Genomic DNA, 14398 nt, shown 5'->3' on the forward strand with positions numbered 1-14398 from the left:
GGCTATCATGTAAGGGCGTGGAGGCGCCTTTGGACCTCGCCCTAAGGCCCAAGCGCCTGGAGGAGTACATCGGCCAGGAGCGCTTGAAAGCCAAGCTCAGGGTCTACCTCGAGGCCGCCAAGGCCCGCAAGGAGCCCCTGGAGCACCTCCTCCTCTTCGGCCCCCCGGGGCTTGGCAAGACCACCCTGGCCCACGTCATCGCCCACGAGCTCGGGGTGAACCTCCGGGTCACCTCCGGGCCCGCCATTGAGAAGCCCGGGGACCTCGCCGCCATCCTGGCCAACTCCCTGGAGGAAGGGGACATCCTCTTCATTGACGAGATCCACCGCCTAAGCCGCCAGGCGGAGGAGCACCTCTACCCGGCCATGGAGGACTTTGTCATGGACATCGTGGTGGGCCAGGGCCCTGCGGCGAGGACCATCCGCCTGGAGCTTCCCCGCTTCACCCTCATCGGGGCCACCACCCGCCCGGGCCTCATCACCGCGCCCCTAAGGAGCCGCTTCGGCATCGTGGAGCACCTGGACTACTACTCCGTGGAGGAGCTCGCCGAGGGCATCCGGCGGGACGCCCGGCTCCTGGGGGTGGGCATCGCCGAGGAGGCCGCCCGGGAGATCGCCCGAAGGAGCCGGGGCACCATGCGCATCGCCAAGCGGCTCTTCCGCCGGGTGCGGGACTTCGCCCAGGTGGCGGGGGAGGAGGTCATCACCCTGGAGCGGGCCCAAGAGGCCCTTTCGGCCTTGGGCCTGGACGAGCTAGGCCTGGAGAAGCGGGACCGGGAGATCCTCGAGGTCCTCATCCTCCGCTTCGGCGGGGGGCCGGTGGGCCTCCAGACCCTGGCCACCGCCCTCTCCGAGGACCCGGGTACCCTGGAGGAGGTCCACGAGCCCTACCTCATCCAGCAGGGGCTCCTGAAGCGCACCCCCAGGGGCCGGGTGGCCACGGAGCTGGCCTACCGCCACCTGGGCCTCCCCCTCCCCTTAGAACCTCTCCTATGATCCGGGCCACCCTGGAGGAGCTGGACCTGGCGGAACTCCTCAAGGCCTTGGCCCTGGGGAAAAAAAGCGCCGTGGTAAGCTTCCAGGGCCGGGTCTACGGCCGGGTGCACCTCCTTTCGGGCCGCATCCTCTACGCCCGCACCGAGCCCGGGCCCCACCTGGGGGAGTACCTGGTGCGCCTGGGCCACCTGACCCTGGAAGAGGTGCAAGAGCTCGTGGAGCGCCAGGGGCGGGAAAACCCCGGCACCCCCCTGGGGGCCCTGGCCTTGGAGCTTGGCCTCATCGGGGAGGAGGAGCTTAGGGAGGCCCTCACCGCCCAGGTCCTCGAGGCCCTGGCCACCCTCCTCGGGGAGAAGGAGGGGGAGGTCCTCGCCGAGCCCCTGGTGGAGGGCAGCCAGGTGGCCCTCCCCGAGACCCTGGACACGGGGTGGGTCCTCATGGAGGCCGCCCGCCGCCTGGACGAGTGGCGGCGGGGCCAGGTGGACCCGGACGAGGTCCTGCACCTGGCGGAGGACCCCACCCGCCACCCCCTTCCCCCCGAGGCCTGGGGGGTGCTGGAGCACCTGGACGGGGTGCGGCGGGCAAGGAGCGTCGCCCTCCTCTCGGGCCTTCCCGAGGAAGAGGTCTACCACCTCCTCCACGAGATGAAGGCCCGGGGCCTCCTCCGCCCCTCCACCCTCCTCCCCGAGGACCCCCTGGTGGCGGTCCTGGCGGAAAGCGGGGTGGTGCGCAGGCTCCTCCTCTACCTCCTGGAGGCCCACCGCTTCCGGGTCCTCCTGGCCAAGGACCTGGAGGGGCTCTTGCGCCTCCTCAAGGAGCGGCCCAAGGGGGTGATCCTCCAGGGGGAAAGGGCCCTCGAGGCCGCCCGCAGGGTGCGGGCCCACCCCGAGGGAAGGCTCGCCTCCCTCTACCTGGTGAGCGAAACCCCCCCGGGCCTCCTCTTCCGCCCCTTGCGGGTGCTCCACCTCCCCAAGCCCCTGAGGTCCCAGGAGGTGCTAAGGGCCCTCGCCTCCTTGCGCAAGGGGGCTAGTTGAGCCGCCGCCCCTCCTTCAGGAGGGCCTGGGCCCGCTCCCGGTAGGCGAGGAGGGCCCCGTGCCACTCGTCCGCGGGGTGGACGTGGGGCAAGACCGCCTCCGCCCGGGCCAGGATCTCCTCAGGGGAGCGGTAGCCCAGCTGGGCCAGGGTGTCCACCACCATCTCCTGGGCCCCCACCCACTCCCGGCTCCCCTCCTCGGCGAGCTCCGCCGCCTTGCGGTAGTGGGCCAGGGCCTCCTCCAGGTGCATGAGGTCGTAGGCGATGTGCCCCAGGATGAGCTCCCCCGAGGCCTCCGCCCCCTGGGCCATGGCCTCGCGGGCGGCCTCCTCCGCCTCCCCGTAGCGGCCCTGGCGGTAGAGGGCCTCCGCCAGGTCCGCCAGGGCCTGGGCCCGGTAGGGGTAGCCCTCCTCCCGAAGGAGTTCCCGCAGGTAGCCCTCCGCCTCGAGGTAGGCCCCGTGGTCCAAGGCGGCCACCCCCATCTCGTGCAGGACGTAGGGGCGCTCGCCGGCCTCCGCCCGGGCCAGGGCCTCCCGGTAGGCGGCCATGGCCTCCGGGTAGCGGCCGAGCTGCAGCCAGGCCTGCCCCGCCACCAGGGGGGTGCCGTAGGCCCTGTGGCCGCTTTCCTCCTCCTTCTCCAGGGCCCTTTGGGCCTCCTCCAGGGCCCGGTTGGGGTTCCCCAGGAGGAGGTGGGCCCGGGCCAGGAGGTAGCGGCGGGTGGCCTCGTCCTCGGGGCTTTCCTCCCCCACCTCGGCCTCGGCCTCCTCCAGGGCCAAAAGGGCCCGCTCCCCCTCCCCCGCCTCCAGCCACATGGCGGCGGCGTCCAGGAGGAGCCAGTAGCGCTCAAGCCCCAAGGCGATCCTCGCCCCCTCCTCGTAGGCCAAGGCGGCCTCCTCGTGGCGGCCGAGCCGCTCCAGGATCCTCCCCCTAAGCCCCTCCGCCCGCCAGGCCAAGAAGGGGGGGAGGCCCTTCTTCAGGGTCTTCAGGGCCTCCTCCAGCCGCCCCAGATAAAAGAGGGCCTGGGCCTGGTGGTAGCGGGCCCGGGGGTCTTCCGTGGGCAGGAAGAGGGGGAGGACCTCCCGCTCGGGCCGCCCCTCCAGGGCGAGAAGCTCCCCCAGGAGGGCCCGGTGGAGGGGGTCGTGCTCCAACCCCCCAAGCCCATAGGCCTCCTCCAGGGCCTGGTGGGCCTTCTCCAGGCCCTCGGCCCCGTAGAGGCTGTGGACCTCGGCGAGGAGGAGCCAGGCCTCCCTGGCCTCCTCCCTCCGCCCGAAGAGGGCCTTGCGGGTGAGGCGCTCTATGGCGGTGTCGTAGTCCCCCTGGTGCAGGGCCTCGAGGACCCCCCTCATCGCCGCTAGAGGATACCACAGGCCTCAGTCCTCTCACCCGCCAGGCGCTACCATAGGGCGAGGGAGGTAGACCTTGCCGCAACGAGTCAACCCCTTCACCCTCGTCCTTCTGCTCCTCCTCGGCTATCTGGCCTACACCGCCTTCACCGGTCCCCCGGCCCCCACCCTCTCCTACACGGGCTTCCGGGAGCTGGTGCGCCAGGGCAAGGTGGCGGAGGTCACCCTGGAGGAAACCCGCATCCTGGGCCTTCTCAAGGAGCCCGAGCGCTTCCCCACGCCCCAAGGGGGAAGCCAGGTGGCGCGGCGCTTCCAGGTGCCCCTGCCCCCGGCCCAGGTCCAGGACCCCGAGCTCCTGCGCTTTCTGGAGGAACACGGGGTCAAGGTGGTCACCAAGCCCCCCTCCTTCTGGCCCCAGCTCCTCCTTTACGTGGGGCCCACCCTGCTCCTCATCCTCTTCTTCTGGTTCTTCTTCATGCGGGCCCAAGGCGGGGCCGGCCAGGTGATGCAGTTCGGCCAGAGCCGGGCCCGGCTTTACGGCAAGGAGAAGCGCGTCAACACCACCTTCAAGGACGTGGCCGGCCACGAGGAGGCCAAGCGGGAGCTCATGGAGGTGGTGGACTTCCTCAAGAACCCCAAGAAGTACCTGGAGCTCGGGGCCGAGATCCCCAAGGGCGTCCTCCTGGTGGGCCCCCCCGGCACGGGCAAGACCCTCCTCGCCCGGGCGGTGGCGGGGGAGGCGGGGGTGCCCTTCTTCTCCGTCTCCGCCAGCGAGTTCATGGAGATGTTCGTGGGGGTGGGGGCGAGCCGGGTGCGGAGCCTCTTTGAGGACGCCCGCAGGAACGCCCCCAGCATCATCTTCATTGACGAGCTGGACTCCATCGGCCGCAAGCGGGGCGCGGGGATCGGGGGCGGCCACGACGAGCGGGAGCAGACCCTGAACCAGATCCTCTCGGAGATGGACGGGTTTGAGAAGGACACCTCCGTCATCGTCCTCGCCGCCACCAACCGCCCCGACATCCTGGACCCCGCCCTGCTGCGCCCCGGGCGCTTTGACCGCCAGGTGGTGGTGGGCCTCCCCTCCCTGGAGGAGCGCAAGGAGATCCTCCTCGTCCACATGCGGGGCAAGCCCATCGCCGAGGACGTGGACGCCTTGGAGCTCGCCCACCTCACCCCGGGCTTCTCCGGGGCGGACCTCAAGAACCTGGTGAACGAGGCCGCCCTCCTCGCCGCCCGGGAGGGGGAGAAGAGGATCCGCAAGGACCACTTCCTCAAGGCCCTGGACAAGATCGTCTTGGGCCTGGAGCGGCCCGCCCTGAAGCTCTCCGAGGAGGAAAGGCGGGCCGTGGCCTACCACGAGGCGGGGCACGCCGTGGTGGGGGAGGTCCTGCCCCACGCCGACAAGACGGAGAAGGTCTCCATCGTCCCCCGGGGCATGGCCCTGGGGGCCCGCTGGAGCAAGCCCGAGGAAAGGGTCCTGGTCTCCCGGGAGCACCTCATGGACGAGCTCGCCGTGCTCATGGCGGGCCGGGTGGCGGAGGAGCTCTTCACGGGCACCGTCACCACCGGGGCCCAGGACGACTTCAAGCGGGCCACGGGGATCGCCAAGCGCATGGTCCTGGACTGGGGCATGGGGGAGCACTTTAGGAACATCGCCTGGGGCTCCGACTCCGGCCCCATCTTCCTGGGGGAGGAGATCGCCAAGAAGAAGGACCACTCCGAGGAGACCGCCCGCCTCATTGACGAGGACATCCGGCGCATCCTGGACGAGGCCTACGCCAAGGCCCGCCAGGTGCTCATGGAGCACGCCGAGGCCGTGCACGAAATCGCCGAAGAGCTCCTCCGGGAGGAGACCATCCCCGGGGAGCGGGTTCGGGCCATCCTCGGGGGGAAGAGGGTGGAGCGGGCCCAGGAGGGCTAAGTGCCCGCACCTTGATTTCGCCACAGGGGACGCCGGGGGTAGGGCTTTGCGAAGGCTTTTTTGGGGCCCCCGCTCTGGCGCAAGCCAGAGCGGGGTACTTAAGTACCCCACCGCGGCGAAAGCCGCAGTGGGGGCCCCAAGGCGCTTATACCCTTTCTTCCGGTTTCCTTCGCCCGACTGGCCCAGGGAAGCTCCTTAGGAACCTTTTGCCGGGGCCCCCATGCTGGCTCGCGCCAGCATGGGGTGGTATTACTCCGCCCTGGCCCGGCCGTAGCCCAAGGAGGTCTTGGCCCCCACGCCGCTAAAGAAGGCGAAGCGGCCCAGGGCGGAAAGCCAAAGGGCCTCCTCCTCCGTGGCCTTGGGCAGGTGGTAGACCACCCGCCCCACGAAGCCCGCGGTGTCCACCTCCGTGCGGGCGGGGAGGGTGCGCCCTTCCAGGCTCCGCACCGTGGTCCTTTCCAGAAGGGCCTCCCTCACCCCCTCCGGGGCCTTCAGGGGGCCGAAGGCCTCGAGGCGCCGCAGCAGGCTCTCCAGCACCAGCCTGGGCTCGGGGAGGGGGTAGTGGACCCCCTTTTTGCGGAAGAAGGTGGGGCTGGCGAAGCGGAGGGCGAGGTCCCGGGAAGGGGGGCCCTGAAAGAGGCGGGGGTAGGTGGAAACCCCCGCCCAGGGGTGCCCCTCCTGCAAGACGGCCCGCACCCGGAAAGGGGACCCAAGCCGCACCTCCGCCCCCTCCAGGGCGAAAAGCCTGGGGGCGAGGCGGGCGTAGAGCTCCTCCTTGAGGAGGCTCACCCGGGCCCAGGCCGCCCCCTCCCGCCCCCCGAAGCCCAGGGCGAAGGGGTTTTCCCCCTGGTCGTGCACCTCCGGGGCCACCTCCCGCAGAAGCCCGTAGAAGAAGCCCCTGAGGCCCGAGGGCTCGGGGAGGCCTTCCCCCTCCAGGGCCAGGACCAAGGCGGCGAGGACCACGGCTAAAACCCCAAGGGCACGGGCTCGGGGGAGAGGGGGCCAAGCCCGGTCCGGGCCTCGAGGTCCTGGAGGAGGCCCTGGGCCAGGCGGGCGATGCGCTCCACCTCCTTGGCCGAGGGCACGTCAAAGCCGTGGACCAGAAGGGCGCTGTTCCGCCCCTTGAGCGCCCCGGCGAGGCCCCGAAGCTCCTCTAAGGGGATGCGGCCAAGCCCCTCGTCCCCCTTGAGGCGGAGGAAGGCGAGAAGGTCCAGAAGGCCGAGCTTGGGCGAAAGGCGCACCTCCTCGGAATCCACCCCTAAAAGCTCCGCCAAAGCCCCCCGAAGGGCCTCCGCCTCCTCCGGGGAAAGCCCCGGGGCCTCGGCCCGCCTGCCGAGGCGGGCGAGCCTCTCTTGAAGGAGGAGTTCCAGGGCCCGGTAGGCGTAGAGGGCGGCGAGGACGGAGGCCTCCTCCTTGGCCCCCTGGGCGAGGTGCAAAAGGGTGCGGGCAAGGCCATAAACCCCCTCCCCCAGGGCGAAGTCCCGGGCCTTCAGGAAGCGGTCCACGGCCTCGAGGAGGGCCACCTGGGCCTCGAGGGCCTCCCTCTGGGCGTTTAGGGGGTGGTTCAGCCAGACGTTTTGGGAGAGCTGGCCGAGGAGCTTCCTCCCCGCCTTTAAGGCCTCCCCGAAGTCCAACGCCCGCCAGGCCCGGTACATCTCCGCGAGGAGGGCGTAGAGGGCGTAGGCCTGGTTCCCCGTCCTCCCCACCATGCCGCGGAAGTAGGCCGCCGCCTGGCCGAACTCCCCTTTCCCGTAGAGCTCCTTGGCGAAGAGGGCGTCCACCTCCGCCAGGGCCTCGTGGGGGTTGGGGAGGATGCGGAGCTTCTCCGTGCCCGCCCGGGGGCGGCGGAGCTCGGGGTCGTAGTCCTCGTTGTCCACGTAGACCACCCGCACCTTGGGGTAGAAGCGCTGGAAGAAGAAGCCCGCGGCGGCGAGCCCCGCGCTCATGGCCTTGGTGCCGCTGGTGAGGTCCAGGGCCACGGGCACCTCCGGGTGCTTCTCCAGAAGCCGCTTCACCTCCCGGTAGATGGCCTCCACGTCGCTCTTGCCGATCTCCACGGGGTAGAGGTCCTTCCCCGTGTCCTGGCGAAGCCTGGGGAGGAAGCGGGCGCTTTCCGGGGTGTGGAGCACATAGACCCGCTCCGCCCCCGTCCCCAGGATGGCCAGGGCCGTGGCCTCGGGGCTCGTGCCCAGGGTGTGGACGGACACGGCGAAGGCCTGGGGAGCGGGGTAGACCCGGGGCTTCTCCCGCCAGAGGGCGAGGAGGGCGGGCCAGACCATCTCCTGGTAGAGGGCCTGGGGGTTGCCCCCCGCCCGCACCGCCTCCCGGTACCGCTCCCAAAGGGTGTCAAGGTCCTCCACGCTTCACCTCCTACAGGGATTCCAGCTTGCCCACCATCCAGCCCAGGGGGTAGCCGTCCACGGGGTTCTGCGCCCCCGCGGTCTTCCGGGTCTTGGGCTCCTGGGCCTCGGGGTGGTCCTCGGGGAGGAGGAGGGCAAGGCGCAGGGCAAGCCTCCCCGAGCCGAAGCCCACCCGGAGGGGGAAGGCCTCGGGGTCCCGAAGCCGCTCCCTCAGGGTTCGGTAGACCTCGAGGGCCCGCTTAAGCCCGTGCTCCTCGGCGAAGCCCTCCTCCCACTCCGCCACCTTGCCGTAGTAGTCCCTGAGGGCCCGGACCAGGGCCTCCGGGGGGACGGGCATGGACACCCCCAGGCCCTCGTGGTAGCGAAGGGCGAGGGCGAAGCGGGTGCCCACGCGGAAGGTCTCCGCCAGGAGGGCCATCCCCGAGGTGTCCTTGTGGGGGTGAAAGACCCCGAGGCGGTTTAGGAAGGTGGGGGTGGGGCCGGAGTCCGCAAGGCGCACCGCCCGGAAGGGGTCGCGGTAGAGGTCCAGGACCATCCCCCGCCCCCCTTTCCCCTCCCGGGCGTAGCCCAGCACCGCCCCCTCAAAGGCCTGGTTCTCGTAGAGGCCGGGGTCCCGGGAGGGGTAGACGCGGGCCTCCCCGTCCCCTGGCCTGAGCCGCCAGACCCCCGCCCTCCGGTCCCACTCCGCCACCTGGTCCCGCTCCACCAGGACGTGGAAGAGCCAGGCGGTGCGCAAGGCCCCCTTGACGCTGGAGCCGGGGAGGTAGGCCCCCAAGGGGGAGCGGGGCAGGGGACGGTACTCCAGGAGGGCCTCCTCCGTGGCGGAGCGGAGGGTTTCCAGAAAGGCCTTGCTGGCGGGGAGGGTGTGGAGAATGGCCTCCCGGGGAAGCTGGTCTTCTTCCAGGAGATAGCGCAGGACCTCCTGGGCCGCCTTGGGGCCCTGGGCCACCTTCTCCAGGTACTGCCGCCTCCTGGCCTCGGGGAGGGCGAGGAGAAGGGCGCCGGGGTCTAGGAGGTGGACCTCCTTCCGGCCAAAGTCCGGCACATAAGCGTAGGCGGGGTAGGCCTCCCCCGTGCCCACGTGCACGGGGCTTAGGGCCTCCAGCTCCAGGCGAAAGCTCCTCAGGAATCCCATACCCTCACCCCCAGGGGAAAGACCGAAAGGGCCTCCCACACCCGCGCCCCCGCCTCCGGGGGCTCCGTGGGGGTCACCTCCAGGAGGCGGTGGGTGGGCCTCCGGTACACGCTCCCCTCCTTGGTCCGAAGGTGGGGCCTCTTGAAGGGCTTGGCCCCCACGTAGGCCCCTCCGAGCCTGCCCCAGTAGGGCTCCACCTCGTAGTAGAGGGCGCCTTCCAGGGGTCCCGGGGCCAGGGTGGCGTAGGCGTTTGGGGCCTCGGCCTCGGGCAGGTCCACGGGAAAGGGACCCTCCACCCGGAAGCGCCCAAGCCCCACGCCCGCCTGCCCCCCATACCCCATCTCCCCCACGAAGGCCAGGGCCTCCCCGAGGTCAAAGGGGGCCTCCCCCAGGACGTAGAGGGCGTGGGGGGTCTTGGGGTCGGGGAAGAGGTACTCCTGGGTGAAGAGGACCCCCGGGCGGGCCGTGCCCGCGGCTCGGTCCACCCCCACCCGGGTGCGGCGGAGCCTCCGCACCTCCGGGGGCCTGGCCCCTCCCAGGACCTCGGGGGCCTCCAAAAGGGCCTCCTCTCCCCTTTCCGCCAGGGCCTGGAACGTGTCCAGGCGCACCAGGGAGAGGCTCTTCAGGGCCTTCCTTAGGGCGGTTTCCTCCACCTGCACGGGGGGAAGCTTGGGCCGGGGAAGCCAGCCCTCGGGGTAGACGCTGGAGAGGCGGAAAGGCGGTTCTTGTTGGAGCCTTTCTAAAAGCTCCTCCAAGGCCTCCCGCCCGTGGGTGTACCGATACCACCAGAGGAGGTGGCCCAGGAGGGTGGGGGCCCGGGGGAGGGCCTTGAGGGGGCCCTGGAAGTAGAGGCGGAAGAGGGTCGCCCGCATCCAGGCCCCCTAAAGGACCACTTCCTCCACCTTGAGCCTTTCCCTAAGGGGCCAGCCCTCCTGGTCTTCCGCAAGCCTTTCGGGGTGGAGGAAGTAGACCTGGCCGTAGCCCCGGCTGATATGCCCCCCGAGGCCGTCCAGCTCCAGAAGCTCCAGGGCCCGGAGGAGGTACTTCTCGTAATACTCCTCGTCCAGGTCGTCCAGCACCCGGTAGGTCATCTCCACCTTAAAGCGGGCCCCGGCGGGGACCCTTTCCGTGGTGCGGGGGTTGGCGTTCCCCCCGAGGCGGGGGATGAAGACCTCCTGCTTGATCTCCGTGTAGAGCCCGCCCCGGGCGGAAGTGCGCTCTAGGACCTCCTTGGCGTCCTCCGTGAGGTAGGCGTCCCGCACGAGAAGCCTCGTGGGGCCCCGCTCCCGGGCCACCGCCAAAGACTTCTCGTCGTTCTCCGGGGCGAGGCCGAAGATGCGGGCCACGGGGTCCTTGGGGTCGGGGGAGGCGTAGACGTGCTTGTCCTTGGCCTTCAGGATGTAGTCCCCGCCCAGGCTCCACTCCAGGAGGTAGCGGAGCTTCCCCTTGAGGCTGGAGCCGGGGATGTAGGGCTCGTCCGTGAGGGGGTTGCGGACCACGGGGTTGTCCAGGTCGCCGATGGCCATCTGGTCCCGGCTCATCCCGATCCTGAGGCCCGTCTTGGCCAGGAGCACCGACCGGATGCGGATCACCTTCTTGAGCTTCATCCCCTTCCTCCTACTTCCCCACGGCGTAGAAATAGGCGAGCACCGCCTCCACGTACTTCATCATGGCCTCAAAGTCCTTGGGGCTCCGCTTGCCCGCCTCGAGGGCCTCCTCCATGAACTCCACGAACTCCTTGGCGTCCCTCAAAGGGCCCTGGGAGCGGGTGTTGTAGAAGAGCTTGGCCTTGAGGAGCTCAAGCTGGGGGACGAGCCGGGCGAAGGCCAACTCCTCCCCCTCCTTGCGCCTCTCCTGCGCGAAGCGGTTCTCCAGGGCCCTGAGCTCGGCGAAGTAGTTGCGGAACTGGCTGGACTTGAGCTTCCCCCTGGCGAGCCCCTCCGCCACCTCCCGGGCCCGCTCAAAGACCTTCGGGTCCAGAACTCCCCGCTCCTTGTCCTTGAAAAACTCCAGCGCTGGCATTCACACCCTCCTTTCCCGGTAAAGCGCCCACTGGACCCAGACGGGAAGGTAGGCCCAGGCCGGGTCCTGGTGGTCAAGAAGCTTTAGGTACCTCTTCCACGCCTCCTCGTCCCACTCCCGCACACGCCTTAGGGCGTAGACCAAGAGGGGCTTGTAGCGCATCCTCTCCCCGGGGTCCTCCAGGGGGGAGAACCTACGCCAGAGGAGGAGCCAGCGGTAGACCTGGGCCCGGCTCACCCGCTCTTCCCTGAGGTCCCGCCTCAGGCCCTCGGCCCAGGCGCGAAGGTCCCCCAGGACCTCCCAAGGCACCGCCTGGCCGAAGAGGAAAAGCCTCCCCCGCCCCTCGGCCTTGGCCCGCCCCTCCGCTTCGGCAAGGAGCCGGGCGAGCTCGGGCACGGGGAGGCTGGGGTGGGCGAGGAGGAACCCCCCGGAGAGGGTGAGGCGGGGGTGGCGGGTGAAGAGGCGGTAGAGCTTCTCCAGGTCCAGGGCGAAGTCCAAAAGGGCGTCCCAGGGCCCGAGGAGGAAGAGGTCGTCCCCCCCGGAGTAGACGCTGTAGAGGAGGGGGTAGCGGGCCTCCTTGCGCTGGGCCTCGAGGTCGTCCCACCCAAGCCGCTCCCGGTAGCGCCGGGGCTCCTCCAGGAGGGTGAGGACCTCCGTGGTGAAGAAGACCTCCAGGGTGCGGGAAAGGGCGGCGAGGCGGCTCGGGGTGGCGAGGTCCCGCCCCTCCCGGCGAAACCCCGTGGCGAAGGCCTCCCCCATGCGGTCGGCGTCCAGCATGAGGGCCCCGAGGTAGGGGGCGCCTTCCGAGAGGGCGGCGAGTTCGGCGAAGGTGAGGACCTTTCCGGGGTGGACCTCCTCGTCCTCCAAAAGCCCCTCCTCCTCGGCCCAGGCCCGGTAGGCCTCCAGGCTCCACCCCTTGGCCTTTAGGGCGTGCTCCACCCGGGGCAGGTGGCCGAGGAGGGGCTTGGCCTCCGAGGGGTGGGGCCAGGGGACGAAGTCCAGCCGGGCGCGGAAGAGGTGGAAGGCCCCCTCCAAGGGCCCTCCCAGGCCCACCTTCAGGCCGGGGAAGCCCAGGTGGGGCCTCGGGGCCTCCTCCAGGAAGAAGCCCACCCGGTCGCTTTGGGGAAGCCGGGCCCCGAGGGCCGCCTCCCGCTCGCAGTCCGGGCAGAGGCTTCCGGGCTCGTCCCTTTGGGCGGGCTCCAGGCCGCAGGCGGCGCAGGGACGGAGGGGCGCCCCCAGGACTTCCCCCGTGGCGGCGAGAAAGGCGAAGGGCCTGAGCTTCTCCCGGGCGAGGGCCCCGTGGAGGCGCCCTAGGAGGGCGGCGAAGTCCCGGAAGTCCTCCCCCCGGAAGGCCACCCAGGCCAGGTGGGGCACGAGGCTTCCCCCCCGCTTGAGGGCCCACCTTCCCCAGGCCTCCCGGGCCTCCTCCAAGGCCGCCCTCGCCTCGAGGGTGTTGGGCAGGAGGAGGTAGAACTTGCCCCCCGCCCCCAGGATGCGGTTCAGGGGGGTGAGGCCCAGGCGCCGGAGAAGCCCCAGGGCCATGGCCTCCGCCGCCAGGCTCACCTCGAGGCTCCTCGCCCGAAGCCGCTTGGCGATGCCCCCCACCCCCGCCTCCGCCCCGGCGATGCGGTAGATGTGCCCCTGGATGCCCCCCATGTCCCCCACCGCCAGGAGGAACTTCCCCCCGTCCTGGCGCAGGTCCTGCGCCGAGGGGCTTTCCCCGTGGAAAAGCCACAGGGCGTGGGCGATGGCCGCGGTGAGGCGCAGGTGGTCGTAGAGGGAGACGTCCGGCTCCGACTGGGTGTCCGAGGGCACCAGGGAGAGGGTCTCCTGGAAGGCCAGGGCCAGGTTCAGGAGGAGGGCCTCCTTGGTGAGGCGGAGGCGGGCCATCTCGGAAAGCCGCCCCTCCAGCCGCTCAAGGAGCCGCTTGTAGACGTCCTTGGAAACGTTGGGCCGCTCCTCCGGGTAAAGCCCCCCGGCCTCGAGGCCCACCCGCCCCCCGGCCCGCACGGGGCTGTACCCCCCTTCCCTCCCCTCCTCGCCCCCCAGGAGGAGCCTGCGGAAGGGAGGATAAAGGGGCACCTCCGGGGGGCTTCCCCCGCCCTCCCCCTCCTCCCGCTCCTTGGAAGCGTGGGTGTCCGCCAGGGCCACGCACCAGGCCTCGGGGGTCTCGGGCCGGTACTGGGGGCGGTCGCGCCAGCCCTCGTGGTGGCGGCTCGCCGTCTGGGCGAGCCAGTCCGGGTCCAGGCCCGCCCCGCGAAAGAGCCCGGCGTGCTCCCGGACGAAGTGGGCGGTGTAAGCGGTGTGGGTGCGGTCGGGAACCCGCTCGTCCCGCTCCCCCCAAAAGGCCCGGGAGTAGAGCTTGCCCACGTCGTGAAGGAGGCCCGCCAGGGCCACGCTCAGGCCGTCCCCAGGCATGGCCCGAGTATATAGGGCCCCCCCCGGGGCCCGTGTGAGGTGTGCACGCGGGGCCTCACAGCACCTGGACCTCCCGGGGCTCCGGCAAGGGCCCCACGCCCAGAACCTCCACCCGGCCCGCCACGGGGTAGATGCCCAGGGCGTCCTGGCCCAGGTCCAGAAGCCGCCCGGCCCTCCGCCGCAGGTCCTCCAGAAGCCGCTCGTCCAGGTAGCACTCAAACACGGAGAGCTGGACCCGCTCCCCGTAGCTTTTCAAGAGGTTGGCCAGCTTCACCCGGCGGGTGTCGTCCGGGATGTCGTACGCCACGGCATAAAGACGCTTTCCCATGGGGAAAGGCTAACCAAAAGACCCCATGGGCGGCAATCCCCTTACGGGGCTCAAGCTCTTGCAACGCCATGCGTAGGGACTGGCGCACCGCCTGGTACGAGGGTCGCAATCCCCTTACGGGGCTCAATCCCTTGCAACTTCTCTGATTGTTTCGGTAGCGGGAGTTGGACCCTTCGGGTCGCAATCCCCTTACGGGGCTCAATCCCTTGCAACCCCGTAATGGGGGGTGAATGGGGCGGCATGATGTTCACAGTCGCAATCCCCTTACGGGGCTCAATCCCTTGCAACTGGACAGGGCCATTCCGGAGGCGGCGAGCCTCCGCCGTCACGGTCGCATGTATCTTGCCCCCTGAGGGAGGCCCTATGTATCTTGCCCCCTGAGGGAGGCCCTACCGCCCCGGTTGCCGGGCACCCACGCCCGCGGGATTGATGGGTAGCCACCCGCCCCGGCCTCCCCGCCGCACAGTATCCCGGTCGTCAAAGACCGCATCCACATGGAAGGCCCACAGGGTCGGGTGGCCACCTCCCTCAGCTTACCAAAAAGGAGAGAGCCCATGACCTTCGCCGGTATTGACGTCAGCAAACCCCACCTGGACCTGGCCCTGGTCTCCAACTCCCCCAAACCCACCCGCCTCCGCTTCCCCAACACCCCCGAAGGCCGTCAAGCCCTCCTCGCCGCCCTCGCCCACCACAACCCCGCCTGGGTCGCCCTGGAGCCCACGGGCCCCTACCACCTCCCCCTCCTCCGCCTCCTGGCCGAGAAGGGCCTCCCCGTGGCCCTGGTCAACCCCTACCACCTCGCCGCCTTCCGCAAAGCTAAGGGGGAACGGAACAAGACAGACC

13 protein-coding genes are annotated in these 14398 nt (G+C 70.5%); 4 read left to right on the forward strand and 9 right to left on the reverse strand.

The window, feature by feature from the left end:
• Nucleotides 1-17 precede the first annotated feature (17 nt).
• Both ruvB and BLP62_RS09505 read left to right on the forward strand, forming a co-directional pair.
• Nucleotides 18-995: a Holliday junction branch migration DNA helicase RuvB gene (ruvB, locus tag BLP62_RS09500; RefSeq protein WP_176758186.1), complete on the forward strand. Its 978-nt coding sequence runs from the start codon at nucleotides 18-20 to the stop codon at nucleotides 993-995.
• Nucleotides 992-2029 (forward strand): DUF4388 domain-containing protein, encoded by a 1038-nt coding sequence (locus tag BLP62_RS09505; protein WP_093008071.1) that lies wholly within the window; start codon nucleotides 992-994, stop codon nucleotides 2027-2029. Before ruvB ends, BLP62_RS09505 begins: the two co-directional genes overlap by 4 nt.
• Here BLP62_RS09505 and BLP62_RS09510 read toward each other — a convergent pair.
• A complete protein-coding gene (locus BLP62_RS09510; protein WP_093008073.1) occupies nucleotides 2022-3374 on the reverse strand; it encodes a tetratricopeptide repeat protein in 1353 nt (450 codons plus the stop codon). The genes BLP62_RS09505 and BLP62_RS09510 overlap by 8 nt on opposite strands.
• A 73-nt stretch (nucleotides 3375-3447) precedes the next feature.
• Between BLP62_RS09510 and ftsH the strand changes: the two genes are divergently transcribed.
• On the forward strand, nucleotides 3448-5292 hold the full coding sequence (ftsH, locus tag BLP62_RS09515) for an ATP-dependent zinc metalloprotease FtsH (protein ID WP_093008075.1): 1845 nt from the start codon (nucleotides 3448-3450) through the stop codon (nucleotides 5290-5292).
• Between the two features lie 249 nt (nucleotides 5293-5541).
• On the opposite strand, the gene cas6 is transcribed toward ftsH, so the two are convergent.
• Genes cas6 through cas2 form a run of 8 tightly spaced genes read right to left on the reverse strand, consistent with a single transcriptional unit; the run spans nucleotide 5542 to nucleotide 13555 of the window.
• Nucleotides 5542-6255, reverse strand: coding sequence for a CRISPR-associated endoribonuclease Cas6 (gene cas6 / locus BLP62_RS09520; RefSeq protein WP_093008077.1), 714 nt, complete (start codon nucleotides 6253-6255; stop codon nucleotides 5542-5544).
• Nucleotides 6256-6257: 2 nt separating this feature from the next.
• Nucleotides 6258-7652 (reverse strand): type III-A CRISPR-associated protein Csm6, encoded by a 1395-nt coding sequence (gene csm6 / locus BLP62_RS09525; protein WP_093008079.1) that lies wholly within the window; start codon nucleotides 7650-7652, stop codon nucleotides 6258-6260.
• Between the two features lie 10 nt (nucleotides 7653-7662).
• Nucleotides 7663-8787: a type III-A CRISPR-associated RAMP protein Csm5 gene (csm5, locus tag BLP62_RS09530; RefSeq protein ID WP_176758187.1), complete on the reverse strand. Its 1125-nt coding sequence runs from the start codon at nucleotides 8785-8787 to the stop codon at nucleotides 7663-7665.
• Complete coding sequence (gene csm4, locus BLP62_RS09535) at nucleotides 8775-9659, reverse strand: type III-A CRISPR-associated RAMP protein Csm4 (RefSeq protein WP_093008083.1); 885 nt, start codon at nucleotides 9657-9659, stop codon at nucleotides 8775-8777. Before csm4 ends, csm5 begins: the two co-directional genes overlap by 13 nt.
• A gap of 9 nt (nucleotides 9660-9668) precedes the next feature.
• Entirely contained in the window at nucleotides 9669-10394 is a 726-nt protein-coding gene (gene csm3 / locus BLP62_RS09540; protein WP_093008085.1) for a type III-A CRISPR-associated RAMP protein Csm3, read from the reverse strand.
• A gap of 10 nt (nucleotides 10395-10404) precedes the next feature.
• Nucleotides 10405-10809, reverse strand: coding sequence for a type III-A CRISPR-associated protein Csm2 (gene csm2, locus BLP62_RS09545; RefSeq protein ID WP_093008087.1), 405 nt, complete (start codon nucleotides 10807-10809; stop codon nucleotides 10405-10407).
• The gene (gene cas10, locus BLP62_RS09550; protein WP_093008088.1) at nucleotides 10810-13227 is read right to left on the reverse strand and encodes a type III-A CRISPR-associated protein Cas10/Csm1; all 2418 of its coding nucleotides are present in this window, start codon (nucleotides 13225-13227) and stop codon (nucleotides 10810-10812) included.
• A gap of 55 nt (nucleotides 13228-13282) precedes the next feature.
• Entirely contained in the window at nucleotides 13283-13555 is a 273-nt protein-coding gene (cas2, locus tag BLP62_RS09555) for a CRISPR-associated endonuclease Cas2 (protein WP_093008090.1), read from the reverse strand.
• Nucleotides 13556-14109: 554 nt separating this feature from the next.
• Here cas2 and BLP62_RS09560 point away from each other — a divergent pair.
• Nucleotides 14110-14398: IS110 family transposase (locus tag BLP62_RS09560; RefSeq protein ID WP_143004354.1), on the forward strand; the 289-nt coding region annotated here is incomplete at its 3' end.

This window comes from Thermus arciformis (assembly GCF_900102145.1).
GTDB lineage: Bacteria > Deinococcota > Deinococci > Deinococcales > Thermaceae > Thermus > Thermus arciformis.